The following is a 24,541-nucleotide window of genomic DNA, read 5'->3' on the forward strand; positions in this document are numbered from 1 at the left end:
AGATATTAGATCAGATATATATTACAATGAACTGTAGTTAATTCAGATAAATACAACCTTCTTCTTTAGCAAATAAAGCAATTAATGCCTATATAATCAAATGCACATTTAAACCGCTTCAACACACATAGCCATACCCATACCGCCACCGATACATAAAGTAACTAAGCCTTTTTTAGCTTTAGCTCTTCGTAAACTGTGTATTAAAGTAATAAGTACACGCCCACCGCTTGCACCGATCGGATGACCGATTGCTATTGCTCCGCCGTTAACATTAACCTTATCCATATCCCATTTCATTTCACGGTTTACATAAATACTTTGGGCAGCAAACGCCTCATTAACCTCGATAACTTCCAGATCATTAACGCTCCAACCTGCTTTACTTAAAGCTTTTTTGGATGCAGGAACAGGGGCAGTACCCATAATGCTTGGGTCAACACCGGCTGAAGCATAAGAAACAATACGAGCTAGCGGCGTTAAATTATGCTTTTTCAAAGCTTCTTCGGAAACTACCATAAGACATGCCGCACCGTCACTAATAGAGGAAGCATTACCCGCCGTAACTACACCGTTTTTATCAAAAGCAGGACGTAATTTACTCAGAATTTCAAGGCTGGTATCAGGTCTTACTGTTTCATCATGATCAAACAAACTAGTAGTTTTTTTAATCGTTACTTCGATAGGTAAGATTTCATCTTTAAAAATTCCTACTAGCTGTGCTTTAGCCACTTTCTTGTGAGAGCTTAAGGCAAACTCGTCCTGCTCTTGTCTGCTAATATTAAACTGTTTCGAGATATTTTCGGCAGTAATACCCATAAATACTCCTGAAAATACATCGGTTAATCCGTCATACTGCATTAGATCAACCATTTTAATATCGCCGAATTTAGCTCCTGCTCTGATATAGCTACCGTGCATACCGAGCGACATATTCTCCTGCCCACCTGCTATAACTATTTCATTATCACCCGTCATAATTGAATTTGATGCAAGTGCTACGCTTTTAAGACCTGAGCCGCATACTTTATTAATCGTATAGCCTGGCACTTCTTTCGGTATTCCCGCATGAATCAGAGTTTGCCTTGCCGGATTCTGTCCACTACCGCCTGTTATTACCTGTCCAAGGATTACCTCACCTACTAAAGCTGGATCGATTTTGCTGTTTTGCATTATATCCTTTATTAAATGAGCAGCAAGCATAGGTGCAGCTGTTGTACTAAGGCTACCCATAAACGAGCCGAAAGCAGTCCTTTTCGCATAAGTTATATAAACCGGTTTTGTCATAATGTGTACTCCTTAAATAATTTATCTAGTTTATCATTTATTAAATAACTAATATGTCCGCCTGTTACATTTATAAGCTTAGAGTTTTTTAATAATTTTTGCAAAGGTAAAATGGAAGATTTAGGTACTATTTGATCATCTTCTGCTGCTACTATATATACAGGACAATGAATTAAACTCGGATCAATAATAAAATTATCGATTTTCCATTTAAGATTTATAAACATATTTTCATCTAATATATTTTGTATGATTTGATTATAAACACCTTTAGATATATTATTCCCTGACATAAGCCAATTCTCTATTCTAAATGCTAATTCTTGCTCCTTATCGGAAGTTATAGAGAAAAATTTTTTTAATTTAGCATTAAAATAATCAGGGAATAAAAGAAAAAATAAAATTTGAATATGAACTTTAGGAATTATCGGTAAATTTTCTATGCCACTATCTAGTTTTAAATATCGATGCAACATTCTTATATAGAAAAAATGAGAAAAATCCCACGGGCAGGTAAGTAAAGTTAGAGTTTTTATAAATTTAGGCATAAGTACGTTTGTAGCTATCGCAAGGTTACCGCCGATACAATGACCTATTAAATTAATGTCTTTAATTTTCAAACTATCTATTACTTCGATTATTTTATACACATAGTCGTCTAGTAAATATTTAGGTTCCTCAATCTCTAGCCAATCTATTAAATAAACTTCACCGTAACTTCTCAAATTTTCAATAAAACTTTTGTCACGAGCTAAAAAAAATATTTCCGGTGAGTTGAAGATAGAAGGGATGATTAGGAAAATATGCGTGTCATCCCGTGGCTTGTCCACGGGATGACGCCGAGTAATACAACACCCTATAATACTCTGTTTGCATTACTATTTTACCGGATTTTAAATATTTATTACCTAAATTATGTGTTTTTGTATAATTATTATAAAGGTCAAAATATTCCTGCAGTTTATTACTATCTAACCCCGATTATGGATAAGAAATACATGGTTTATTAGGTTTAAGTTGGTAAGCAATAAGAGCAGAGAATAGAGAAGTAAAGAAATTAATAGGTGATCGATGTCTGGAAGGAGTAATATTAAAATTCTCTTTTATGTAGCCAAAAATGGTTTCGATAATGAATCTCTTCCTTAAAAGGATTTTATCCAAAAGAGGTAATAAATAGTTTTTCATATCCTTTCTTATTCCGGTAATTTTTATTAAACCTTGCTTATAAAGTTTTGTAAACATTTTTTCTGAAATAAACCCCTTATCATCATAACACTTACCTTTTAGACCTTTTTGATAACCATTGCTTCAAATGCAATTCTGTCATCAACATTACCTTTGGTAATTTTAACAGCAATAATTTCTCCCTTATCATTGATTATCATATGAAGCTTGAATCCAAAAAACCAATCGACAGAACTACGTCCCATTTTTGCAAGATTATTAAAAGTTCTGTTAGAATTAATTCTGATATTTTTACATACTGCAAAATGTGTGGAATCTGCATAATAAATTCCCGTTCTTTTCCCACTTAAGTAATGTAACATCACAATCAATGGCAGAAATAATGAAGGAATAAGCTGAACAAATCTCTCATAACAAGGTGGATTCCTGAACAAATTACCATTAATAATAAAGTTTTGGTAATAAGCTTTTAAATGTTTATATGCACTAAAATGGTAAAAATCATTATTGAGAGTTCTTCACTTAAGGAAAGCTTACCTTCTCTAAATCTTTGCTTATTACTTTTCAGCAATTGATGTTTTACCCATTTCTCATAAATTTTACAAAATTTATCTACTATACAAAATATTGTAGTATATTTACACATGTTATTAAACCTTTATTTTATTCCTTCAGTGCCCTATTTATATAAGGTTTAATAACTCTTGCAACCTTCCTTCCTCTCTATTCCTTATCCATAATCGGGGTTAGTTAATTAAGTATTTAGGTTTTATATATGAAATTTAAATTAATCTATTTTAACTTTTTTTGTCACAAATTATAAAATTTTTCTGTAATAGGAGCCATGTCTTTTTAAAATCTTATAATTTTAATATAAAATATTTCCTATAAATTGAACATAATTCAACTTCTTTTACTATAAATTAAATTTCAGATGCAGAATCTAAGATATTTTAAAAAGATTATATAAATTAAAAATTGTTTTTTCTGCATCTTGATCATTTATTAATAAGGTAATTTTAACTTCTGATAATTGTATCATGTTAACATTTATATTATCTTTCGTTAACTTTGATAATATCGTTTCAAGTAATTTACAATCATTTTTAATCCCATAACCAATAAGAGAGATTGTAGCAATTTCGGTATCAAAAGTAAAATCTTGTATCTGCTTATCATCTTTTAAATTAGTAAGTAAAGCTTGTAAATTATTTTTATCGGTTAAATTTGTAATAAAACTATATTCTTCATTATTTTTTATCTCTTGCATAAACTCAATATGATTATTATTTTGTGTAATCATATTTGCAACTTGCAAAAAACTTAAAGAAATGCTCTTTACAGATATTTTTAATAAATTTTTATTAGAAGTAATGCTGTTAATAATTCCATTCTCCATATTTTTATCCTTTGAAGTAATTAACGTACCTTCTGTATTCGGTGAAAATGTTGAAAGAACAAGCATATCTATTTTATACCGCATTACTAACTCTACGGCTCTAGAGTGTAGTACTTTTGCTCCACTTGATGCTAGTTCTAACATTTCTAAAAAATCTATTTCTTTTATCTTCTTGGCATTTGGGATAATTCTTGGATCAGCAGTAAATATTCCCTCTACATCGGTATAAATATCACATCTATCGGCTTTCATAGCTGCAGCGATTAAGGCGGCAGTAGTATCGGATCCTCCTCTGCCCAAAGTGGTTAACCTATTGGATTTGTTAGTTCCTTGAAAACCGGCTATTATAGGGACGGTATTTAACTGTAAATATTTTTCTAGTAAATCTGTAGTAATTGATTCTACTAAAGCTTTACTATGATTATTATCGGTGAGAATCGGTAATTGCCAAGCTAGAAATGATCGTGCCTTTATGTCTTCTTCTTGAAGAGCTAATGCAAGTAATGAAGCAGTGACTATTTCGCCGCTAGAAAGTGCTACATCATATTCTGCAAGTTGAGAAATGTTGTTAAGGCTTGATACTTCATTACACAATGTGACAAGTTGATTAGTAACACCTGCCATAGCCGAAACTACTACAATTACTTGGTTATTTTTAGCTATTTCGGCTTTTATGATAGGAACGATTTTTTTTATTCTATCAATATTTGCAACGGAAGTGCCACCGAACTTTTGAATTATTAAGGCCATAAGTAAAGGAAGCCTGAATATTATGTTATATAATTAATTTCCGCCTGTCGTCTCGCTTGGCATTGTTGCGTGGATTGAAAAACACACTCGGTGTCATACCGTGGCTTGACCATGGTATTCAATTTAAAACACTAATAATATTAGTATTTTAAATTGTTTTTATGGACCCCGTGGTCAAGCCACGGAGTGACACAGTGGATTTTACCAATCCACGCAACAATGCCATAAAAAGCATTTTTCGTTCCACGTAACACTAGTAGATCAAACCGCAATACTTAAGCACTTGCAATTTCTTTAACATTCACGATTTTATGATTTCGCTTAGTTAAAAATTCTACTTTACCTTCTATCAAAGCAAATATTGTATGATCTTTGCCAAGCCCTACATTCGTTCCAGGATGAATTTTTGTACCGCGTTGTCTAACTATAATATTACCGGGTATTACATATTGTCCATCGGCTTTTTTAACTCCCAGCCTTCGACCGGCCGAGTCTCTTCCGTTCCTAGAACTACCACCGGCTTTTTTGGTTGCCATTTTATAATTCCTTTTAAGTTATTATTATTGTTTGGTAATATCTAATATTTTTAATTCCGTCAATTCTTGACGATGACCGGCTTTACGACGATAATTTTTTCTACGCTTTTTCTTAAAGACTATAATTTTATTATCTTTAAGTTGGTTAGTAATTTCAGCCGTAACGACAGCCCCTTTAACTATTGGAGTACCAATAAAAGAAGGCTTTGAGTATTCGCCAATCATTAAAATTTGATCAAACTGAATTTTAGAGCCAAGTTCTCCATCAATTTTTTCGACTTTAATAATACTATTTCTGTCTACTTTATATTGTTTTCCACCTGCTTTTATAACTGCGAACATGAAAACTATCTCTTTAAAAATTTATAAATATTTATCGTATCATATTATTATATTAGAAATTAGTCAATGATCTTTTTTAATAGCAAATCTATTGTCGAATATCTATTAACACAAATATAATTGCGTATTGAGTTACCGCAGCAAATATTGCGGCTAACAAATCATCAAGCATAATGCCGATACTGCCCTTAATATTTTTGTCAAACCAATTAATAGGCCAGGGCTTTACTATATCAAAAAATCGGAATAGACAAAAAGGTAATATGAAAAGTAATATAATATTTATTGTTAGCGGACTAAAATATTTAATTAAATGTGATTCATTAGCAAATAAAGCGGAAAAAAATACTAAAACGATAGTTAGCATTTGCCCTACTACTTCATCAATTACCACTTCTTTAGGGTCTTCTGAATTTGTATAATTTAAATATATTTTAATAAAATAAGTGCCGAGTATTAAGAGTATCAAACATATGCTAAAGCTTATAATAAATATACTGATAAGTTGAGCTTCACCGAGAGTAAGACTTGAGAAAGGAATTATTATTTTGTTATTAACAATAAAATATATTAAGAAGTAACTTAAAGGAAAAGCAGCAATCGACCCAAAAGTGCCTGGGCAGTATTTTATTTTTCCGATATAAAAAAAAGTAGCAAAAAATTCTGAAAATTGTTTTTTAGTAAACATTTCTTTAATTATTTTATCCTAGATTAGAGCTATAATATCTTATATAATAAAATTTTAACTTATACAGCAAAAATATCATGGGAATGAGCTTTAGCCATTTATTAATAGTTTTATTAATTATTTTTGTATTATTCGGTGCCGGCAAATTACCGCAAGTCATGTCCGATCTTGCCAAAGGTCTTAAAGCTTTTAAAGACGGCATGAAAGGCGACGGTAGTGATAATGATAAAAACAAATAATTAACTCGATGTCATCGCCTGCGTGGATACCAAATCCGTCATTGCGAGGAAATTGCATAGCAATTGACGAAGCAATCTCAGGAGTGTGTTATTATTTTATGAGATTGCCACGCAGCCTACGGCTGCTCGCAATGACGACTCAGGTATCTACGCAGGCAACGCCCTAATCCCCTGAAACAGTAGAATATACACCATTCTCTTTCCTAATAATATCATATCGTCTCTGAGCTACTCCATCGATGAAATGAATATTACTGGATAAACCTATATAAGGTTGTCTACTGTTTATTCTATTTAGAAACCTTTCGGATGCAAATTCATTGCCTATATAGTTTGCAGTCATACGTCCTAAATCATAAGAAAGGAGATGCATGAAACCCATATGGTTAATACCTAAGTCTTTTGCCCTATCTGGAACGTTGCTATTGAGTAAATTTAAAGAGCCGGTAAAGCTAATATCGATATTTTCAGGGTAATCGATATCAATACGATTATCACCGATTAAAATAGCTTTTTTATCTAAATTATATTTACGAATACTATCAGCGAGTAGGTTTAAATTTTTTGGATCATCTGATAGATAAATAACCGGTTTTGTCGTGTCGATACGTTCATTTATAATATCGGTATTGTCTGAAATATTTCTTGCGGCTTTTGCTATAGATTCAGGATTATCCTCATAAAATTCAGTGCGTGATAATGATGCATTTTTCTGAATCAATATATTTTGCATTACTTGACTAATAGTTTGCGAATGCTTCCCTTTAGGTAATAATGCCATAAAATCTTTATGTTCGTTACTTGCGTAATAATTGATGATGCGTATCAGTTGTTTTAAAGGTGCATGACCGAATACAAATAATTTATCTTCTGCAAGAGCCGGATTATTTGACATAGTTATTATAATAATATCATTTGCCTTTGCTTTTTCGGCTATTAGAGAGGTAAAGTTAGAATATAGAGGACCTAAAATAATCTTAGTTTTACGTGCTACTATTTTATCCATAGCGGCTAAAACGTTTTTTTCGTCTGAACCGTCGTAAGAAGTAACATGTATGTAAGATTTGATTCCGTCGTTAAGTCCCATTTTAATTAAATCTTTATATTGTTTCCCGACAATACTATCAGGACCCTGATTTGGCATTAAAATTGCAATCTCAATTTCTTTTTGTTCTTTTTTAGGAAAAATTATAGGTTCTTCTTTAGGAGTTTGACAGGATGTTAAATATATCAAACAAAAAAATGATAGAACGATTCGTAGTTTATGTTTTATACTAGCCATAATATTACTTAAAATTTTAAAATTATGATTAGACATCTTTCTAGACCAGCTTATAGAGAGGAATTTAAAGGAGACACGGAAGACATACGTGAGGATGCGAGTACCGGATCGACGTTTAAATTACCTCTAAAAGTGAAGTTTGGAAAGATGTCTTTAAAACCGGGATTATATATTGTTTCAACACCAATCGGTAATTTTGAAGATATAACGCTTCGTGCTATATCGACTCTAAAAAACTCAGATATTATTTTATGTGAAGATACTAGAATATCACAAAAATTGCTAGCAAAACATGACATTCATACAAAATTACAAATTTATAATGATCATAGTGACGAGAAAGATAGAGAAAATATTATAAGTTTAATAAAATCGGGTAATATAGTAAGTTTAATTTCTGATGCAGGGACTCCTTTAATTTCCGATCCTGGCTATAAGTTAGTTAGAGATATACGCAATCTTAATTGTCATGTAGACGTAGTACCAGGGGTATCTGCACCGGTTACTGCTCTAACTTTATCAGCTCTTCCTACTGATCGATTTTTATTTCACGGGTTTTTACCTAAAACTATAGAAAGTAAAAAAAAGATTTTTTCTGAACTAGTAAATCTTAAGGCTACTTTGATTTTTTTTGAAATAGCCCCTCGCTTGATAAATACCTTATCGGTAGCTAAAGAAATACTGGGGAATCGAGAAATATGTGTAGTTCGTGAGTTAACTAAGCTATATCAAGAAACAAAAACAGGAAATATAGATGAAATAATAGAGTTCTATCAAAATAATATTTTAAAAGGTGAAATAGTATTATTGATTTCAGGAAATATACAAGAACAAAACCAACAAAAAAATTTAGAAAAATTTATAGAACTTTGCTTAAGTAAAAACTTAAGTAGCAAAACCACTACCGAACTTGCTTATGACAAATTCAAAGATGTTTATAGTAAAAAAGAAATATATAGATTGGTGAATGAAAGTAAGTAGAGTAACTTGCTTACGTTATTGTGTGAATCAATTCCACCACTGTCACCCTGTGGCTTAACCACGGTATCCAGAAAGACAATATTAAAATACTAATAATTATTAGTTAGTATTTTAAGCTAGACCCCGTGGTCAAGCCACGGGGTGACAATTAACAACACACAGCAAGCGTACTAATGACAGCCGCAACCTTTTTTAGGCTTATTTTTTTCTACCGAATCTTCAAGTTTTTTACCGGATGCATGCATATCTTGACCTGCACCTTGCATTGTATTACAAGCACTTGTTAAGAAAGCTACAGCTACTAATATAGAAGTTATAAGTATAAGTGCTGAACGCATAAATTTTACCTTTATCAAATTGAGCTTAGATATTATGAAGTAAGCAAGAAATTGTCAACTTGAAAATGCATTAATATAATACTCACAATACTCTTTAATAGGGCAGATATCGCAATCGGGTTTTCGGGCTTTACAAATATATCTGCCGTGCAGAATTAACCAGTGATGGGCATGCGTTAGCCATTTCTCATCGATAATCTGCAGTAGCTCTTTTTCTAATATTTCAGGACTATTACCTTTAGCAAGCCCAATCCTTTTGGCTACTCTAAACACATGCGTATCAACTGCCATTGTCGGCATACCGAATAAGCAGTTTAGTACAACATTAGCAGTTTTTCTGCCAACGCCCGGTAGTTTAACTAATTCCTTAAAATCATTTGGTACTGAAGCTTGATAATTGCTTATCAATATTTTACATAATGCGATAATATTTTTTGCTTTGCTGTTAAATAGTCCGATAGATTTTATATATTTTTTAAGCCCTTCTTCACCGAGTTCTAGAATTTTTTCCGGTGTATCGTAAGTTTCAAATAAAGTTTTAGTCGCTAAATTTACCGATATATCGGTGGCTTGAGCAGATAATATTACCGCTACTAATAAGGTAAAATCATTCTTATATATTAATTCGGTTTTCGGATTTGGATTATTCTTGCTAAAAATCTCAAAAATTTTATTAACTATTTGTGCTTGCATATATTGCTATAGAAAGTGTATTCTAGGTTCTGTAAGCATTTCTAATTAATTTACTATTTTAAGATATTTTTTAGCGAAAATTAATAAGATTTTTGTAGGTATAGTATACCTATTTCCAAAAAATCTTATAATTTGCAGCAAAAAATAACTAAAATTAAATCTTTTTAGAAATGCTTACAGAACCTAGAAGATAAATTATTGAGTCTTAAAATGCTAGAAAATAAAAATTTTGAATTTATAAAAAATGAAATAAAAAACAATAAAGTAGTATTGTTCATGAAAGGTACTAAAGAGTCGCCTGCATGCGGATTTTCAGAAACCGTAGTAGCTATTTTGAATAAATTAGGTGTAGAATTTCGTGATATTAATGTACTTTTTGATGCTGAATTACGTGAAGATTTAAAAAAATTTAGCGACTGGCCGACATTCCCCCAATTATACATTAACGGAGAATTAGTCGGTGGGTGTGATATTGCTAGAGAGTTATATCAAAGCGGCGAACTTGAGAAGATGTTGAAAGGTTGAGATATCATCCCGTGGACAAGCCACGGGATGACAAGCTTTATAAAAAACCATGAACAAATATTTAGAATATCCAGAAGTAGAAAGTAAAGAGCAGCCGGCAAAGAAGCTAGTAGTATTACTGCACGGTGTCGGTTCGGATGGACACGATCTTATAGGACTTGTGCCTTATATTAAAAACGATTTACCTGACTGTCATTTTATTTCCCCGCACGGCATCGAGGCTTATGATATGATGCCTTACGGTAGACAATGGTTTAGTTTACAAGATCGTAGCCCGCATATTATAGCAAAGCTAATTGCAAATAATGTTTCTAAACTTGAGGATATAATAAAACAAAAACAAGAAGAGCTAAATCTAACTAACAAAGATACTATCATTATCGGTTTTTCTCAAGGTACTATGATTGGTCTATATTTAACTCTGATTCAGCGAGAACCGTTTTTTTGTACTATAGGTTTTTCGGGAGCATTAATTCCGCCTATGGAAGTTAATAATAAGCTTACTCCTATATGCTTGATTCATGGGGAATTAGATGAAGTGGTCGGTGTTAGTGAGATGTATAATGCTTCAAACTATTTATCTAAGCTTCATATAGAGCATAGCGGACATAAATTAACGTCTCTTGCTCATTCAATAGATGGACGGGGGCTTGAGATTGCGATTTATTTTATAAACACATGTCATACCGTGGCTTGACCACGGTATGACAATGAGAGCGTTGAGGCATGCAACAAAACCAAACCATATGAGGATGAATGAATATTTTTAATAATAATTTACATGAAACGGATAAAGAGATTGATGAAATAATAAGGCATGAAAAGCTACGTCAAAGTAGCGTAATCGAGCTTATTGCATCAGAAAATTTTGTAAGTCCTGCTGTGCTTGAAGCTCAGGGGTCTATTCTGACTAATAAATATGCGGAAGGGTATTCAGGTAAGCGTTTCTATAACGGTTGCGAGGAAGTAGATAAAGCTGAAAATTTAGCTATAGAGCGAGTAAAAAAACTCTTTAACTGTAAATATGCAAATGTGCAACCTCATTCAGGCTCACAAGCAAATCAGGCTGTATATCTTGCTTTATTACAGCCGGGCGATACAATTCTTGGTATGTCCTTAGATAGCGGCGGACATCTAACACACGGTGCAGCCCCTAATATGTCCAGTAAATGGTTTAACGCCGTTTCTTATAGCGTAAATAAAGAGACTTATTTAATCGATTATGATGAGATTGAACGTTTAGTGGATTTACATAAACCAAAATTACTTATAGCTGGTTTCTCTGCCTATCCTCGTAATATTGATTTTGCAAGATTTAGAGAAATAGCGGATAAAGTTGGAGCATATTGTATGGCAGATATTGCTCATATTGCAGGACTTGTTGCCACAGGCGAGCATCAAAGCCCTATTCCTTACGCTCATATTGTTACCTCTACCACTCACAAAACACTTAGAGGACCGCGAGGTGGTTTAATTTTATCTAACGATGAAGAAATAGGCAAAAAGATAAATTTTGCATTATTTCCAGGACTACAAGGTGGTCCGTTAATGCATATAATCGCTGCAAAAGCCGTAGCTTTTTTAGAAAATTTGCAGCCTGAATATAAAAGTTATATTCAGCAGGTAATAAGTAACGCTAAAGCTTTAGCAAGTAGCTTGCAAGAAAGGGGATATGATATATTAACAGGTGGTACCGATAATCATATTGTTTTAGTGGATTTACGTAAAGACGGAATCACGGGTAAGCTTGCCGCAAATTCTTTGGATAGAGCAGGGATTACGTGTAATAAGAATGCTATTCCGTTTGATGAAGCTTCGCCTTTTATCACTTCAGGTATTCGCCTTGGTACTCCCGCATGTACTACTAGAGGCTTTAAAGAAAAGGATTTTGTATTAGTCGGTCATATGGTAGTAGATATTTTAGACGGCTTAAAAAATAATGAAGATAATAGTGAGCTTGAGCAGAAAGTATTAAATGAAGTGACAAAATTAATTAAATTATTTCCGTTTTATGGCTAATTTAAATAAACGACCTGATTGGATAAAAGTAAAAGCTCCTAATTCTACAGAGTACTATAATACAAAAGATTTAATAAAAAATCTGAGATTAAATACTGTGTGCGAGGAAGCTACTTGTCCTAATATCGGTGAATGCTGGTCAAAAAGACATGCAACCGTGATGATTTTAGGTTCGGTTTGTACTAGAGCTTGTAGGTTTTGTAATGTCAAAACGGGTAGACCGGATTTACTTGACCCGCACGAACCGCAAAGGTTAGCGGAGGCGGTACAAAAGTTAAATCTTAAGCATGTAGTAATTACTTCCGTCGATCGTGATGATCTTGAGGACGGCGGAGCTTCACATTTTGCGGAGTGTATTAGCGAAATACGAAAATCATCGCCAAATACTACTATCGAGATTCTAACACCCGATTTTTTAAGAAAAGAAGGAGCAGCTGAAATAATAGCAAACGCAAAACCTGACGTCTTTAACCATAATGTCGAAACAGTCCCGTCTTTATATAAAACGATTAGACCGGGGGCTAGATATTATAATTCTTTAAGCTTACTTCATAATATCAAAAAATTATCTCCTGAAATTTTTACAAAATCCGGTATGATGGTAGGGTTTGGGGAAGAAATAAATGAAGTAGTACAGGTTATGGATGATTTAAGGGAAGCAAAGGTTGATTTCCTAACTATCGGGCAGTATCTGCAGCCTACCAAAAATCATGCTGAGGTCGCAAAATATGTTACTCCGGAAGAGTTTAAATATCTAGAGCGAGTAGCAAAAACAAAAGGATTCTTGATGGTTTCGGCAAGCCCGCTAACCCGTTCTTCATACCATGCCGATGAGGATTTTCAAAAATTAAAAGAGAATTATCAGCAGCGTCATTGCGAGGAGGCTTTGTTGCGTGGATCAATTTCACCTCTGTCATCCCGTGGCTTGACACAGCGGATTTTATCGGTCCACGCAATAATGCCTTTAGTCGCTCGCAATGACGAAAAAACAAGTCATGAAACAAAGCTTAAAAAATAAAAAATGATAAACGTAGAAATTGTAAGAAACTACAATAAATGGTGTGAGCATAAGCAGATAAATAAGAGTTTAATCAAAAAAATAACTCAAAATGTTTTATTGCGATTTGATAATTTTAGTAAAATAAAACAATTTGAATTATCAATTTTACTAACAAATACTGCAGAAATATTGACCTTAAACAAACAATTTCGTAATTTAGAAAAAGCTACTAACGTTCTTTCTTTTCCAAGCAACGAATTAAATTGGCAGGATTTATATTCTAAACTTGAATTTTTAGGTGACTCTGATTATATGCATTTAGGTGATATAGCATTTTGTTATGAGGTAATATATAATGAATCGTGTGAGCAACAAAAAACTTTTGAGAATCATTTTATTCATCTTTTAATACATAGTATTTTACACTTAATTGGGTTTGATCATCAAAATGACACAGAAGCAAATATTATGGAAAATCTAGAAATTGAAATATTATCATATTTCGGTATTTCTTCCCCTTATTAACTAAATAAAAAAATTTATGTTAAAATCTTCAAAAAAAGAAGATTCTAGTAAAAAAAATCAAAATAATAAGTTAATTTTTACTGTACGAAAATTATTCTCTCCGATAAAAAATTTTTTTAGAAAAACAAAAACGCCTGATAATTTTTTTGGTGTCATAAAACGCCTTAAAATTAATAGCCAAAAAATGACTTTAGACGAGCGTAATATTTTAGCTAATTTATTGAAGCTAGAAGATAAAACTATTGAAGATATAATGGTACCGCGTTCCGATATTGCGGCAATAAAATTAACTACGAATCTAGAAGAATTAAGTGAGTCTATTAAGTTAGAAGTCCCACATACACGAACTCTTATATATGACGGTACTTTGGACAATGTAGTAGGGTTCATTCATATCAAGGATTTATTTAAAGCATTGGCTACAAAGCAAAACGGTCGTTTAAAAAAGCTTATACGTAAGCATATAATTGCAGCCCCTTCTATGAAATTATTAGATTTGCTAGCAAAAATGCGTCGTGAGAGAACACATATTGCAATAGTTGTTGATGAGTATGGCGGTACTGACGGTTTAGTTACTATTGAAGATCTTATAGAAGAAATAGTAGGACGAATTGATGACGAGCATGATCAGCAATTAGATAGCGATAATTTCAAGGTTATTAATAACTCAACAATTATTTCAAATGCACGTGTTGAAGTAGAAGTGCTTGAAGAAATAATAGGAGAAAAGCTAAAAAGTGATGATGATGAGTTTGATACGATAGGTGGATTAGTATTGACTAGAGTCGGTAGTGTCCCGGCTATCGGTACTAGAATAGATATTTCAGAAAATATTGAAATTGAAGTTACGGACGCAACTCTTCGTTCTTTAAAACAAGTCAAAATTAGACTAAAAAACGGTTTGAATGGTAAATGAATACGAATTTAGAGTCTGTTTGTCCTCTAAATTCGTTAAAAATGTTTAGTCTTGATGGAGGTGTATGCCATCTCCTACTAATTCAAGTCCTTCTTGGGTATTTGTTTCTATACAATAATTATAACAGGCTTCTCCTACTTTAATTGCAGCCAATGTTCCCATTATGCCGGCAGCACATGCCATAGCAATTTTTAAAGGTGGATCAATTACTACTACATAAATTCCAACAGCACATGCTCCTACTACCGCAAGCTTACCCATACCAAGGGTTTGTATCATCACTTCTAAATAAATCGACTATTTTGTTAAGAATAAAAATAAACCTAATTAGTTAATATTAAATTTTAGAAGTATGATATATAACTAAGTATTAACTAATTGTCAATAATAATTACCATAAAACATGGAAAATATAATTTTATGACATTATTTTCATTTGACTTAGCAGAGAAATTTGAGTTAAATATCGAAGCTCGATACATAAAAAATTATCATTATGAATGAATTACATATTAAACTACAAAATTACAGTAGCACATATCCTGAAGAAATTGTTACAAAAACAAAAATGCTTGAATTTTTAAATGAGTATGAAAACCCTTTTAGCCGAGATTTACAAATAGGACATTTCACAGCTTCGGCTTTTTTACTTAATAATGATAAAACTAAATTTTTATTGATGCACCATAAAAAGCTTGATAAGTGCCTTCAACCAGGCGGTCATTGTGATGGAGATAGTAATATATTAAATGTAGCAGTTAAAGAAGCTATGGAAGAATCTGGAATTAATGAGATCAAACCGATAAATAAGGAGATTTTTGATATAGACACCCATTATATTCCGCAAACTCATAAGGAGCCTGCTCATTATCACTATGATGTACGATTTTTACTAAAAACAGTAAATAATGATTATTTTATAAAAAATAACGAATCGAATGAACTTAAATGGTTTAACTTTTCTGATTATTCAAAATTAGATATTGAGCTAGAATGTTCCGTTACTAGAATGATAGAAAAGTTTATAAAAATTAACCATCCTGCTTGTTAAATATAAATTATTTCCCTATAATGGCGTTTTTTAAATAAAATGTAAATCAAATGCCATTATCTAGAATTTTTTCATTCCGTAGTAAGAACAAGGAAGATAATACTCCAAAAAACCTAGAAATTACGCATCCAAACCCAATTAATGAGAACAGACATACGAACTCTCTAGCAGGCGAAGTTGTTACTATTAAACTTAAGGATCAGCCTCATAATTTTATAAAGAGTGAAAAAGTTACCCTAACTTCATTTAACTCGCCTTCTTCTCAAAGTAAAGACGAATTTGATCCTATCTTAAAAGATGTTGAAAATATCTTAAAGGATTTTGAGATTTTCTTATATAACCCCGATTATGGATAAGGAATAGAGAGGAAGGAAGGTTGCAAGAGTTATTAAACCTTATATAAATAGGGCACTGAAGGAATAAAATAAAGGTTTAATAACATGTGTAAATATACTACAATATTTTGTATAGTAGATAAATTTTGTAAAATTTATGAGAAATGGGTAAAACATCAATTGCTGAAAAGTAATAAGCAAAGATTTAGAGAAGGTAAGCTTTCCTTAAGTGAAGAACTCTCAATAATGATTTTTACCATTTTAGTGCATATAAACATTTAAAAGCTTATTACCAAAACTTTATTATTAATGGTAATTTGTTCAGGAATCCACCTTGTTATGAGAGATTTGTTCAGCTTATTCCTTCATTATTTCTGCCATTGATTGTGATGTTACATTACTTAAGTGGGAAAAGAACGGGAATTTATTATGCAGATTCCACACATTTTGCAGTATGTAAAAATATCAGAATTAATTCTAACAGAACTTTTAATAATCTTGCAAAAATGGGACGTAGTTCTGTCGATTGGTTTTTTGGATTCAAGCTTCATATGATAATCAATGATAAGGGAGAAATTATTGCTGTTAAAATTACCAAAGGTAATGTTGATGACAGAATTGCATTTGAAGCAATGGTTATCAAAAAAGGTCTAAAAGGTAAGTGTTATGATGATAAGGAGTTTATTTCAGAAAAAATGTTTACAAAACTTTATAAGCAAGGTTTAATAAAAATTACCGGAATAAGAAAGGATATGAAAAACTATTTATTACCTCTTTTGGATAAAATCCTTTTAAGGAAGAGATTCATTATCGAAACCATTTTTGGCTACATAAAAGAGAATTTTAATATTACTCCTTCCAGACATCGATCACCTATTAATTTTTTTACTTCTCTATTCTCTGCTCTTATTGCTTACCAACTTAAACCTAATAAACCATGTATTTCTTATCCATAATCGGGGTTAGATAATATAGAGACTAAAGCTTTAGGAGAGTTGATTCATAGTAGATCAATAGGTTGATGCTACAATATTCCTAGCTAAAAAGGGCATTGCCCGCGTGGATCAAAAAACGCATTCGGTGTCATACCGTGGCTTGACCACGGTATCCATAAATACAACTTAAAGCACTAATAAGTTTAGTATTTTAAACTGGATCCCGCGATCAAGTCGCGGGATGACAATAGAAAATCGATCCATCCAACAATGCCTACAGTCGCTCGCAATGACAAGAAAACTGAACTACGTGGGCAATGTCGATATCATTATGCTATTTTTTGATATTCAAAATATATTTTTCTTACTGCATAAATCCACGCTAAGCATACAAAAGTAAATACCACCATTAGAATCGGTGAGATTGAGGTAAAAGTAGCAGTTGGAACTAAAGTAAAAATAATAGATTGCACAAGACCGCTAGAGGATTTGCCAACTTTCGTACTTATCACGTCAACTGCAGCTTTGCCTTTGGTTTTAAGCTCCTCATCAAGAGGGATATATAACATTTCTCTTGAAGTATCCCATATAGAATATTTAGTACCTTTAGCTAAAATATTTTGAATACCGCCGATCGAAACGGCAAGAGCAAGAGGTGACATTAAAATCGCTCCATCAAATAATGATAAAATTTGTTGATCAAATACGATAAGTACAAAAAACAAAATGCCGGTCACCATTATTATAACCGGTGAAATTACCGCAGCAACAAACCAATTATGCATACGCATAACGTTATTACCGATGATGGTCATAACCATTATTGCAACGCCTGTCCAAAGTATATACAGACTGTTAAATTCAGCATAGGTATTTACAGTCGGATATAATTCCTTAATTTTTGCTTTCCATACGGCTTCGACTAAGTTAATAGCAAATCCGAAAGTTGCCGAACAAATTAAAAGTAACCATAAATATTTTGATTTTGCAATATATTTAAAGCTTTTAATCAGTCCCATCCGTTCTGAAGTTGATCTGCCGCTTTTTGCTTTAGCGTAAAATAACGGGTTAGTGAAAACGTTCTTACTAATAAACCTAACTAACAAACAACAAACAATAGCAATAATCGCCACAATTGTCGTGGATACTTGAACTAAAGTGATTTTACTATCCGAAATACTCATAAACTTCTTAATAATAGTATCTTCCGATGATAGATTCATCATTAAAAAGCCGACTAATATTAAAGAAGAGTTGCCGAATAGCGAAAAGAGAGTATAAAATCTTTTTGCTTCTTCGGTAGTAGTAAGTTCATTAGCAAACTGCCAAAATAATAATACGTAAAAAATATTAGGCCAAAGCTCGGCAAGACTATAATATACTATATAACCCCAATTACCTACTAATGAGATATACCACTTAAAATGAGGATAGCGTTCCATCCAGTCAGCTAGATTATCAGGATGTACATGAAAAATATGAATATTAGGATAGATTACAAAGGCAAATAAAACAAAAAAGCTGATGAAAAATGCACTTAAATAATAAAAGATCTTTTCAAAGGTAAGATGATTAATCATTTTAGCATAAATAATCACGAATAAAGCAGCGGTAGGCGTAACACAATAAACTTTAGCAAAACCTGCTATTTCTGCACTAATCTCGGAGATTAAAATACTATCTTTTAAGATTCGTAAAACATTTTGATTAAATAAAATACAAAACATTAAGGCACTCGTCGGAATAAACTTTCCGAGTTCGTAATTATGCACAGGCCAAAATGCCACTCTGAATTTGTTTTTAAACGATCGTGATGAGGTACTTAGCATTATAAATCCCTAAGGACAAAAAAAAAAACTTAAGCACTTCAAGATTTTATGAAAAGATATTTCCCCTAAAACTTTAGAGCCTATATACTGTTATTACATTCTGAAGGTGCTGAACTTATACAATATATTTAGCCTTTTGTCAAGAATTACTAATATAAGATTAGATACTCTCAATGCTACATAACCCCGATTATGGATAAGGAATAGAGAGGAAGGAAGGTTGCAAGAGTTATTAAACCTTATATAAATAGGGCACTGAAGGAGTAAAATAAAGGTTTAATAACATGTGTAAATATACTACAATATTTTGTATAGTAGATAAATTTTGTAAAATTTATGAGAAATGGGTAAAACATCAATTGCTGAAAAGTAATAAGCAAAGATTTAGAGAAGGTAAGCTTTCCTTAAGTGAAGAACTCTCAATAATGATTTTTACCATTTTAGTGCATATAAACATTTAAAAGCTTATTACCAAAACTTTATTATTAATGGTAATTTGTTCAGGAATCCACCTTGTTATGAGAGATTTGTTCAGCTTATTCCTTCATTATTTCTGCCATTGATTGTGATGTTACATTACTTAAGTGGGAAAAGAACGGGAATTTATTATGCAGATTCCACACATTTTGCAGTATGTAAAAATATCAGAATTAATTCTAACAGAACTTTTAATAATCTTGCAAAAATGGGACGTAGTTCTGTCGATTGGTTTTTTGGATTCAAGCTTCATATGATAATCAATGATAAGGGAGAAATTATTGCTGTTAAAATTACCAAAGGTAATGTTGATGACAGAATTGCATTTGAAGCAATGGTTATCAAAAAGGTCTAAAAGGTAAGTGTTATGATGATAAGGAGTTTATTTCAGAAAAAATGTTTACAAAACTTTATAAGCAAGGTTTAATAAAAATTACCGGAATAAGAAAGGATATGAAAAACTATTTATTACCTCTTTTGGATAAAATCCTTTTAAGGAAGAGATTCATTATCGAAACCATTTTTGGCTACATAAAAGAGAATTTTAATATTACTCCTTCCAGACATCGATCACCTATTAATTTCTTTACTTCTCTATTCTCTGCTCTTATTGCTTACCAACTTAAACCTAATAAACCATGTATTTCTTATCCATAATCGGAGTTAAGTCAGTAAACGGCGTACTTATGCTCTCTACTAACTCTCTACTTTTTGATCTTAAACAATCTAAAGTACGATATCTATTTTTGTATTTTAAATAACATCTAACAGCTTCAATAACCATAGAAGATATAATAGAAATTATTCCGCTTTGCATAAGAAAATAAAATTCCGTACTATCCGAACAATAACAATAATTAGCAATAATTATTAAAACTAAACCTAGAATATTAAAAAATAGACAAATGGTTTGCCATAAGATTTCTCTTCTTGCTTAATGCTACTTTTTAATAATTCATATATTAGAGATTTTAAAATAAAGAAAACCGAATCCAGAATAGATTCGGTTGAATTTTAGAGAGTTTTTACTTACTACCGAATGAAGAAACAATTTTATTAATTAATGATTCAATATTAATTGCTGATTGAGTATATCTTATCTCTTCATTAGCCGCTAAATTTTCATCGTCATTACCCGGTACAATTGAAATATATTTACCTCCAAGTAACCCGCTGGTGACTACTTGGGCTTTAGAATCTTTAGGTATTTTAACATCATCATTAATATTTAGATATACACTTGCATAAAAGCTATTTGGATCTAAAGTAATTTTCTTTACACTACCGATTTTTATACCTGAGATCATTACGTCGCTTCCGACTGCTATACCCTCTGCACTCTGAAAATTAGCAGTTACCTGATAACCTTTTGAGCTAGTTATAGAACTACCTGTTTTGTAGGCAAAAATCAAAAACAGCAAAGCAATAATTAATACTACAAAGCCGATAATTGTTTCAATAATATTCTGTTTCATTGTTTTTTATATTATACTCCTGATAAATGAAGAATTGGTATACTCGATCAACTTCAAAAATTGGCGTCGTCGTTTTATAAGATCTGCGGTACTCACGTATTAGTATACGCTCCGTTCCTTGACTTATAAACTCCTTGCTCTTTTTGAAGTTGATCGAGTATACTAGTTAATTACGGCTGCCATCTATTATATTTAAGATTTGATATCTTAGATGATTTTTTAGTTATTATATTATTCTTTTGCAATGGAAAAAGCTGGATATTTTTCGGTATCTCATTTACTAAATGATGTAACCAAGCGTGCCAACTCGGCGGAATTTTTGTAGGTTCATTTACATTTTTATAAATAACAAACCTCCTTGGACGCCCTAAATAATCAATATTACGGCTTTCATAATATTGATTCAAAAACTCATCTTCTCCTACTTTTTTGTGAAAAAAAGTAATAAAAAACTTATCTATCCACGACATTTTAAAATTTCTATAGCAGTTTCTCTTCCTTGCACTGCAAGTTTATCGGCAGCAATATTACCGCTATTATTTGCATGACCTTTTACCCATTTCCAAATAATAGTATGTTTACTCAATTCTGCGTATAATTTTTGCCATAAATCGGCATTTTTAACGGGTTCATTGTTGCTTTTACACCAATTATTTTTTATCCAATTATGAATCCAAGCGGTAATTCCTTGTTGCAAATATTTACTATCAGTATAAATCTCAACATTACAAGATTTTTTCAAAATCCTTAATGCTTCAAGTGCTGCCGTAATTTCCATACGATTATTAGTCGTATCTAACTCATGCCCAAATATTTCTTTGCTAATATCATTAAATTGAAGCAAAGCTCCCCATCCTCCGGGGCCTGGATTACCCGCACATGCACCATCAGTATATATCACTACTTTTGAATCCATAATATGCATTAACTAGGTTTAGATTTAGAAGAATTACGAAACTTATCTAACATTATAACATTTGGATTTGAAGATGATGAAGTCTGATAACTTTTATTATTACTTATTTCCTCTTCATGTTGAGGATTTTCTTGTATATTTAACGACTGATTAAAAATTAGACTGTAATTATTATTGGAATCAACAAAGCTAATAAGTGCATCAAAAGGTACGTAAATTATTTCTTTAACACCGTCAAAACTTACCGTTAAAGAAAAGCCCGTATCATTTACTATTAAATTTTCAAACTGATATTGCAGTACTATTGTTATCTGTTTTGGATATGCCTGTTTAACTTTTGAAGGTAAAATTACCGCAGGGTTATCGGTTCTGTACGATATGTATATTAACTGATCCCAATATAAATTTTCATGCTGAATTTTTGTTAGAATTTTTTTCACAAATTCTAGCATATATTCATTCACACATTTTTTATATTCAATATTCATACGAGAAAAATAAATAAAAATAGGTCGACGAAGTTTAATTTGAACAGTTTACGTCATTGCGAGGAAAAACTGTCGGTTTTGACGAAGCAATCTCAGGAGTCCTACTTTATGAGATTGCCACGCTCTCTACGTTCGCTCGCAATGACAATATCAACCGTTTTTAGGCAATACCAATTTTTCAAATTAAACGTATATACTCAAATGATTTCAAGAATTGCTCTTTCATTTTATCAAGGATTCGCATCCTCACTTATTAAGTTATAGGCTGCGGGGTGCTCACCTCTCAAAATAAAATTCAATTCTTGAAATCATTTGAGTATATACGTGAGGGTTTTTCTGTTGCCCGGCAAACCCTCCAGCCGCTAAGGGTTAAGCTGCTAAAGCTAAACGACCTCCAGAACGATTATTATCGTTTGCGTTTCTTTGTTTTGACCCATATGGCAAAAGCCATCGGCGGAATCATCCCGAGTAAAAGCAATCTTTTTATTAGGCACGTCGATCCTATTTCGCCCCCAAGATTTTGATGTTATTCTTATATGGGAGCGTTGCTGCATGGCTTGCTTATGTCATTCCCGCGTGTAGGCGGGGATCCAGTAAAACATATAAAAAACTTGTTTTTTATATGTTTATTTTATCAAATATGTAACTTCTGTATCCATATTTAAGTTATTTTTATGGATCCCCGCCTACGCGGGAATGACATAAGCAAGCCATGCAACAATAATCCGCCCTATGCGGGAATAACATTCTTATGTATTGGTGGAGGCGTCGGGTACTGCCCCCGAGTCCGCAACCTCTATTCTAAATTACGTTTATTACTATAGCTATATTAGCACCAAATATTATGCCTTAATTTGATTAAAATGTAAAGGTCAAATAAGAATTCTAGATTTATATTAAAAATGGACTTATAATAAATGTTTAGAATTCTAAATTAAAAACTTAATTATGCTACCAAATCTTGGAATTATCGCCGGCAGAGGTTCATTACCTTACTTAATAGCAGGTAATTATACAAAGCAAGGCGGTAATTGCTATATAGCGGCAATTAAAGACGAAGCTGATATAGATCAAATTAAAGATTTTGAATATAAGATTTTAAAAATCGGTATGGTCGGGGAAGCTATAAAATATTTTAAGGAGCATGAGGTAAAAAATATTATTTTTATCGGCGGAGTTAATAGACCGAATTTTAAAAATTTAGCCGTAGATAAAATAGGCGGTTTATTGCTTTTCAAAATAGTTGGGCAAAAAATTCGAGGAGATGATTGTTTGCTAAAAACAGTAGCGGATTTTTTTGAAAGTTACGGTTTCAAGGTAATCTCAAGTAATGAAATATATAAAAATCAACAAGGTAACTCCAATATTATAACCGATACTAACCCTACAAGTTCAGATAAAAATAATATTGAGCTTGGAATAAAATTATTGAATCATCTAAGTTCATTCGACATCGCACAATCGGTTATAGTTGAAAGTAGCTACATACTTGGTATAGAGGCTGCCGAAGGTACGGATAATTTAATAGCGAGATGTGCAGATTTACGTAAAAATCCTTATGGAGGAGTATTAGTAAAAATACCGAAATTAGGTCAAGATAATAGACTAGATATGCCGACGATCGGTCCTAATACTATAAAGAATCTTGCTAAATATAATTACAAAGGAGTAGCGATTCAGAAAAATAACGTAATTATAGTCGAAGAAGAATTAACTATAAAACTCGCTAATAAACATAAAATTTTTATAACAAAATGTTAGCAATAGGTATTACCGGTAGCTATGCATCGGGCAAAACTTTTATTTTGGATTATTTAGCAGAAAAATGATATAAAACTTTTTGTGCCGATAGATGCATAAAAGAATTATATCAAGATTTGAACGTGCAAACTCGGATTCTAAAGTTATTACCTGAACTTGAGTATTTCAATATTGGGAAAATCAGTAATTTAATTTATAATAACGACCTAGCTAGAGAAAAAATACAAAATTTTATTTACCCCTTACTAATAGATAAACTCATTTTATTTAAAAAAGAAAACGCTAATTCCAAATTTGGCTTTGCCGGAATACCGCTGCTTTATGAAGCTAAATTTGATAAATATTTTGATTTTGTCGTAACAATATACTGCTCTGAAGAAATAAGAATGCAAAGAGCAATAACGAGATCTTCGTTTGATATAGAAATTTATAATAAAATCAAAGAAATTCAGCTATCACAAGAAAGTAAAATAGCAAAAGCAGATTTTGCTATAAATAGCGGCGTTGATATGTTAGACTTGGAAAAACAAATAGCGAAGCTAATAAAGGATTTGGAAGTAAGATAATTC

30 protein-coding genes, 1 other RNA gene and 4 pseudogenes are annotated in these 24,541 nt (G+C 32.0%); 16 read left to right on the plus strand and 19 right to left on the minus strand.

What is annotated here, in order from left to right:
- Window positions 1–108: 108 nt before the first annotated feature.
- The 8 genes from RMONA_RS02625 to RMONA_RS02660 all read right to left on the minus strand — a co-directional run bounded on the left by RMONA_RS02625 (window position 109) and on the right by RMONA_RS02660 (window position 6,187).
- Entirely contained in the window at window positions 109–1,287 is a 1,179-nt protein-coding gene (locus RMONA_RS02625; protein ID WP_023507520.1) for an acetyl-CoA C-acetyltransferase, read from the minus strand.
- Window positions 1,284–2,012 (minus strand): alpha/beta fold hydrolase, encoded by a 729-nt coding sequence (locus RMONA_RS02630; RefSeq protein ID WP_037231163.1) that lies wholly within the window; start codon window positions 2,010–2,012, stop codon window positions 1,284–1,286. Before RMONA_RS02630 ends, RMONA_RS02625 begins: the two co-directional genes overlap by 4 nt.
- Before the next feature lie 256 nt (window positions 2,013–2,268).
- Window positions 2,269–2,529, minus strand: a complete 261-nt coding sequence (locus tag RMONA_RS10865; protein ID WP_023507102.1) for a transposase — start codon at window positions 2,527–2,529, stop codon at window positions 2,269–2,271.
- A gap of 41 nt (window positions 2,530–2,570) precedes the next feature.
- Complete coding sequence (locus tag RMONA_RS10870) at window positions 2,571–2,834, minus strand: transposase (RefSeq protein WP_023507103.1); 264 nt, start codon at window positions 2,832–2,834, stop codon at window positions 2,571–2,573.
- 581 nt (window positions 2,835–3,415) lie between these two features.
- Window positions 3,416–4,621, minus strand: a complete 1,206-nt coding sequence (locus tag RMONA_RS02645) for an aspartate kinase (RefSeq protein ID WP_023507522.1) — start codon at window positions 4,619–4,621, stop codon at window positions 3,416–3,418.
- 275 nt (window positions 4,622–4,896) lie between these two features.
- Window positions 4,897–5,157, minus strand: a complete 261-nt coding sequence (gene rpmA / locus RMONA_RS02650; protein WP_008579587.1) for a 50S ribosomal protein L27 — start codon at window positions 5,155–5,157, stop codon at window positions 4,897–4,899.
- A gap of 24 nt (window positions 5,158–5,181) precedes the next feature.
- Complete coding sequence (gene rplU / locus RMONA_RS02655; protein ID WP_004997480.1) at window positions 5,182–5,499, minus strand: 50S ribosomal protein L21; 318 nt, start codon at window positions 5,497–5,499, stop codon at window positions 5,182–5,184.
- 88 nt (window positions 5,500–5,587) lie between these two features.
- A complete protein-coding gene (locus RMONA_RS02660; RefSeq protein WP_023507523.1) occupies window positions 5,588–6,187 on the minus strand; it encodes a phosphatidylglycerophosphatase A family protein in 600 nt (199 codons plus the stop codon).
- 77 nt (window positions 6,188–6,264) lie between these two features.
- Here RMONA_RS02660 and tatA point away from each other — a divergent pair, with 77 nt between their 5' ends.
- Complete coding sequence (tatA, locus tag RMONA_RS02665; RefSeq protein ID WP_008579594.1) at window positions 6,265–6,426, plus strand: twin-arginine translocase TatA; 162 nt, start codon at window positions 6,265–6,267, stop codon at window positions 6,424–6,426.
- A gap of 163 nt (window positions 6,427–6,589) precedes the next feature.
- Here tatA and RMONA_RS02670 read toward each other — a convergent pair whose 3' ends face one another.
- Entirely contained in the window at window positions 6,590–7,708 is a 1,119-nt protein-coding gene (locus RMONA_RS02670) for a penicillin-binding protein activator (RefSeq protein ID WP_023507524.1), read from the minus strand.
- Between the two features lie 18 nt (window positions 7,709–7,726).
- Between RMONA_RS02670 and RMONA_RS11390 the strand changes: the two are divergent.
- A pseudogene (locus tag RMONA_RS11390) lies at window positions 7,727–7,864 on the plus strand (palindromic element RPE1 domain-containing protein); the annotation flags it as partial.
- Window positions 7,856–8,689: a 16S rRNA (cytidine(1402)-2'-O)-methyltransferase gene (rsmI, locus tag RMONA_RS02675; protein WP_037231177.1), complete on the plus strand. Its 834-nt coding sequence runs from the start codon at window positions 7,856–7,858 to the stop codon at window positions 8,687–8,689. The pseudogene RMONA_RS11390 and the gene rsmI, both read left to right, overlap by 9 nt.
- A gap of 170 nt (window positions 8,690–8,859) precedes the next feature.
- Here rsmI and RMONA_RS02680 read toward each other — a convergent pair whose 3' ends face one another.
- Both RMONA_RS02680 and nth read right to left on the minus strand, forming a co-directional pair.
- Window positions 8,860–9,027 (minus strand): entericidin A/B family lipoprotein, encoded by a 168-nt coding sequence (locus tag RMONA_RS02680; protein ID WP_023507526.1) that lies wholly within the window; start codon window positions 9,025–9,027, stop codon window positions 8,860–8,862.
- Between the two features lie 54 nt (window positions 9,028–9,081).
- Complete coding sequence (gene nth, locus RMONA_RS02685) at window positions 9,082–9,720, minus strand: endonuclease III (RefSeq protein WP_023507527.1); 639 nt, start codon at window positions 9,718–9,720, stop codon at window positions 9,082–9,084.
- 210 nt (window positions 9,721–9,930) lie between these two features.
- Here nth and grxD point away from each other — a divergent pair, with 210 nt between their 5' ends.
- The 6 genes and pseudogenes from grxD (at window position 9,931) to tlyC (ending at window position 14,705) form a co-directional block, all read left to right on the plus strand.
- Window positions 9,931–10,245 (plus strand): Grx4 family monothiol glutaredoxin, encoded by a 315-nt coding sequence (grxD, locus tag RMONA_RS02690; RefSeq protein ID WP_023507528.1) that lies wholly within the window; start codon window positions 9,931–9,933, stop codon window positions 10,243–10,245.
- Between the two features lie 49 nt (window positions 10,246–10,294).
- Window positions 10,295–10,942: an alpha/beta hydrolase family protein gene (locus tag RMONA_RS02695; protein ID WP_023507529.1), complete on the plus strand. Its 648-nt coding sequence runs from the start codon at window positions 10,295–10,297 to the stop codon at window positions 10,940–10,942.
- A gap of 59 nt (window positions 10,943–11,001) precedes the next feature.
- Complete coding sequence (gene glyA / locus RMONA_RS02700; protein WP_023507530.1) at window positions 11,002–12,264, plus strand: serine hydroxymethyltransferase; 1,263 nt, start codon at window positions 11,002–11,004, stop codon at window positions 12,262–12,264.
- A pseudogene (gene lipA, locus RMONA_RS02705) lies at window positions 12,257–13,138 on the plus strand (lipoyl synthase); the annotation flags it as partial. The gene glyA and the pseudogene lipA, both read left to right, overlap by 8 nt.
- Window positions 13,139–13,285: 147 nt before the next feature.
- Window positions 13,286–13,789: an rRNA maturation RNase YbeY gene (gene ybeY / locus RMONA_RS02710; protein ID WP_023507532.1), complete on the plus strand. Its 504-nt coding sequence runs from the start codon at window positions 13,286–13,288 to the stop codon at window positions 13,787–13,789.
- Between the two features lie 16 nt (window positions 13,790–13,805).
- Complete coding sequence (tlyC, locus tag RMONA_RS02715) at window positions 13,806–14,705, plus strand: hemolysin C (protein ID WP_023507533.1); 900 nt, start codon at window positions 13,806–13,808, stop codon at window positions 14,703–14,705.
- 45 nt (window positions 14,706–14,750) lie between these two features.
- Here the strand turns inward: tlyC and RMONA_RS02720 are convergent, their stop codons facing one another.
- Entirely contained in the window at window positions 14,751–14,984 is a 234-nt protein-coding gene (locus RMONA_RS02720) for a hypothetical protein (RefSeq protein WP_023507534.1), read from the minus strand.
- Between the two features lie 400 nt (window positions 14,985–15,384).
- Here RMONA_RS02720 and RMONA_RS02725 point away from each other — a divergent pair, with 400 nt between their 5' ends.
- From RMONA_RS02725 to RMONA_RS02735, 3 genes are all read left to right on the plus strand, one after another.
- A complete protein-coding gene (locus RMONA_RS02725) occupies window positions 15,385–15,756 on the plus strand; it encodes an NUDIX hydrolase (RefSeq protein ID WP_242402847.1) in 372 nt (123 codons plus the stop codon).
- Between the two features lie 50 nt (window positions 15,757–15,806).
- Entirely contained in the window at window positions 15,807–16,112 is a 306-nt protein-coding gene (locus tag RMONA_RS02730) for a hypothetical protein (RefSeq protein ID WP_023507536.1), read from the plus strand.
- A 284-nt stretch (window positions 16,113–16,396) separates the two neighbouring features.
- On the plus strand, window positions 16,397–17,047 hold the full coding sequence (locus RMONA_RS02735; protein WP_242402841.1) for an IS982 family transposase: 651 nt from the start codon (window positions 16,397–16,399) through the stop codon (window positions 17,045–17,047).
- A 308-nt stretch (window positions 17,048–17,355) separates the two neighbouring features.
- On the opposite strand, the gene tlc5 is transcribed toward RMONA_RS02735, so the two are convergent.
- Window positions 17,356–18,855 carry a GTP/GDP exchange transporter Tlc5 gene (gene tlc5, locus RMONA_RS02740; protein ID WP_023507537.1) on the minus strand — a complete coding sequence of 500 codons (1,500 nt, stop codon included), beginning with the start codon at window positions 18,853–18,855 and terminating at the stop codon, window positions 17,356–17,358.
- A 568-nt stretch (window positions 18,856–19,423) separates the two neighbouring features.
- Here tlc5 and RMONA_RS07305 point away from each other — a divergent pair.
- The gene (locus RMONA_RS07305; RefSeq protein WP_023507103.1) at window positions 19,424–19,687 is read left to right on the plus strand and encodes a transposase; all 264 of its coding nucleotides are present in this window, start codon (window positions 19,424–19,426) and stop codon (window positions 19,685–19,687) included.
- A 41-nt stretch (window positions 19,688–19,728) separates the two neighbouring features.
- Window positions 19,729–19,989 (plus strand): transposase, encoded by a 261-nt coding sequence (locus tag RMONA_RS07310; protein WP_023507102.1) that lies wholly within the window; start codon window positions 19,729–19,731, stop codon window positions 19,987–19,989.
- Between the two features lie 7 nt (window positions 19,990–19,996).
- On the opposite strand, the pseudogene RMONA_RS10205 reads toward RMONA_RS07310, so the two are convergent.
- The 6 genes and pseudogenes from RMONA_RS10205 to ssrA all read right to left on the minus strand — a co-directional run.
- Window positions 19,997–20,310, minus strand: a pseudogene (locus RMONA_RS10205) (hypothetical protein); the annotation flags it as partial.
- Between the two features lie 47 nt (window positions 20,311–20,357).
- Entirely contained in the window at window positions 20,358–20,807 is a 450-nt protein-coding gene (gene mlaD / locus RMONA_RS02755; protein WP_023507540.1) for an outer membrane lipid asymmetry maintenance protein MlaD, read from the minus strand.
- A 170-nt stretch (window positions 20,808–20,977) separates the two neighbouring features.
- Window positions 20,978–21,277 (minus strand): NADH-ubiquinone oxidoreductase subunit NDUFA12 family protein, encoded by a 300-nt coding sequence (locus tag RMONA_RS02760; protein ID WP_023507541.1) that lies wholly within the window; start codon window positions 21,275–21,277, stop codon window positions 20,978–20,980.
- Window positions 21,265–21,732: a ribonuclease HI gene (gene rnhA / locus RMONA_RS02765; protein ID WP_023507542.1), complete on the minus strand. Its 468-nt coding sequence runs from the start codon at window positions 21,730–21,732 to the stop codon at window positions 21,265–21,267. The genes RMONA_RS02760 and rnhA overlap by 13 nt, the downstream gene beginning before the upstream one ends.
- Window positions 21,732–22,211 carry an SspB family protein gene (locus RMONA_RS02770; protein WP_023507543.1) on the minus strand — a complete coding sequence of 160 codons (480 nt, stop codon included), beginning with the start codon at window positions 22,209–22,211 and terminating at the stop codon, window positions 21,732–21,734. The genes rnhA and RMONA_RS02770 overlap by 1 nt, the downstream gene beginning before the upstream one ends.
- Window positions 22,212–22,534: 323 nt before the next feature.
- Window positions 22,535–23,085: a transfer-messenger RNA gene (ssrA, locus tag RMONA_RS08045) on the minus strand.
- Window positions 23,086–23,159: 74 nt separating this feature from the next.
- Here ssrA and RMONA_RS02775 point away from each other — a divergent pair.
- Window positions 23,160–23,972, plus strand: a complete 813-nt coding sequence (locus tag RMONA_RS02775; RefSeq protein ID WP_023507544.1) for an LpxI family protein — start codon at window positions 23,160–23,162, stop codon at window positions 23,970–23,972.
- Window positions 23,966–24,538: pseudogene (gene coaE / locus RMONA_RS02780) on the plus strand (dephospho-CoA kinase). The gene RMONA_RS02775 and the pseudogene coaE overlap by 7 nt, the downstream one beginning before the upstream one ends.
- Window positions 24,539–24,541 lie beyond the last annotated feature (3 nt).

Source organism: Rickettsia monacensis, from assembly GCF_000499665.2.
In the GTDB taxonomy this organism is placed as follows: domain Bacteria; phylum Pseudomonadota; class Alphaproteobacteria; order Rickettsiales; family Rickettsiaceae; genus Rickettsia; species Rickettsia tamurae.

Coding starts and splice junctions, on each gene's coding strand:
- RMONA_RS02625 (WP_023507520.1), bottom strand. CDS start 1,287: ATGACAAAACCGGTTTATATAACTTATGCGAAAAGGACTGCTTTCGGC.
- RMONA_RS10865 (WP_023507102.1), bottom strand. CDS start 2,529: ATGTTTACAAAACTTTATAAGCAAGGTTTAATAAAAATTACCGGAATA.
- RMONA_RS10870 (WP_023507103.1), bottom strand. CDS start 2,834: ATGTTACATTACTTAAGTGGGAAAAGAACGGGAATTTATTATGCAGAT.
- RMONA_RS02645 (WP_023507522.1), bottom strand. CDS start 4,621: ATGGCCTTAATAATTCAAAAGTTCGGTGGCACTTCCGTTGCAAATATT.
- rpmA (WP_008579587.1), bottom strand. CDS start 5,157: ATGGCAACCAAAAAAGCCGGTGGTAGTTCTAGGAACGGAAGAGACTCG.
- rplU (WP_004997480.1), bottom strand. CDS start 5,499: ATGTTCGCAGTTATAAAAGCAGGTGGAAAACAATATAAAGTAGACAGA.
- RMONA_RS02660 (WP_023507523.1), bottom strand. CDS start 6,187: ATGTTTACTAAAAAACAATTTTCAGAATTTTTTGCTACTTTTTTTTAT.
- tatA (WP_008579594.1), top strand. CDS start 6,265: ATGGGAATGAGCTTTAGCCATTTATTAATAGTTTTATTAATTATTTTT.
- RMONA_RS02670 (WP_023507524.1), bottom strand. CDS start 7,708: ATGGCTAGTATAAAACATAAACTACGAATCGTTCTATCATTTTTTTGT.
- rsmI (WP_037231177.1), top strand. CDS start 7,856: ATGTCTTTAAAACCGGGATTATATATTGTTTCAACACCAATCGGTAAT.
- RMONA_RS02680 (WP_023507526.1), bottom strand. CDS start 9,027: ATGCGTTCAGCACTTATACTTATAACTTCTATATTAGTAGCTGTAGCT.
- nth (WP_023507527.1), bottom strand. CDS start 9,720: ATGCAAGCACAAATAGTTAATAAAATTTTTGAGATTTTTAGCAAGAAT.
- grxD (WP_023507528.1), top strand. CDS start 9,931: ATGCTAGAAAATAAAAATTTTGAATTTATAAAAAATGAAATAAAAAAC.
- RMONA_RS02695 (WP_023507529.1), top strand. CDS start 10,295: ATGAACAAATATTTAGAATATCCAGAAGTAGAAAGTAAAGAGCAGCCG.
- glyA (WP_023507530.1), top strand. CDS start 11,002: ATGAATATTTTTAATAATAATTTACATGAAACGGATAAAGAGATTGAT.
- ybeY (WP_023507532.1), top strand. CDS start 13,286: ATGATAAACGTAGAAATTGTAAGAAACTACAATAAATGGTGTGAGCAT.
- tlyC (WP_023507533.1), top strand. CDS start 13,806: ATGTTAAAATCTTCAAAAAAAGAAGATTCTAGTAAAAAAAATCAAAAT.
- RMONA_RS02720 (WP_023507534.1), bottom strand. CDS start 14,984: ATGATACAAACCCTTGGTATGGGTAAGCTTGCGGTAGTAGGAGCATGT.
- RMONA_RS02725 (WP_242402847.1), top strand. CDS start 15,385: ATGCACCATAAAAAGCTTGATAAGTGCCTTCAACCAGGCGGTCATTGT.
- RMONA_RS02730 (WP_023507536.1), top strand. CDS start 15,807: ATGCCATTATCTAGAATTTTTTCATTCCGTAGTAAGAACAAGGAAGAT.
- tlc5 (WP_023507537.1), bottom strand. CDS start 18,855: ATGCTAAGTACCTCATCACGATCGTTTAAAAACAAATTCAGAGTGGCA.
- RMONA_RS07305 (WP_023507103.1), top strand. CDS start 19,424: ATGTTACATTACTTAAGTGGGAAAAGAACGGGAATTTATTATGCAGAT.
- RMONA_RS07310 (WP_023507102.1), top strand. CDS start 19,729: ATGTTTACAAAACTTTATAAGCAAGGTTTAATAAAAATTACCGGAATA.
- mlaD (WP_023507540.1), bottom strand. CDS start 20,807: ATGAAACAGAATATTATTGAAACAATTATCGGCTTTGTAGTATTAATT.
- RMONA_RS02760 (WP_023507541.1), bottom strand. CDS start 21,277: ATGTCGTGGATAGATAAGTTTTTTATTACTTTTTTTCACAAAAAAGTA.
- rnhA (WP_023507542.1), bottom strand. CDS start 21,732: ATGCATATTATGGATTCAAAAGTAGTGATATATACTGATGGTGCATGT.
- RMONA_RS02770 (WP_023507543.1), bottom strand. CDS start 22,211: ATGAATATTGAATATAAAAAATGTGTGAATGAATATATGCTAGAATTT.
- RMONA_RS02775 (WP_023507544.1), top strand. CDS start 23,160: ATGCTACCAAATCTTGGAATTATCGCCGGCAGAGGTTCATTACCTTAC.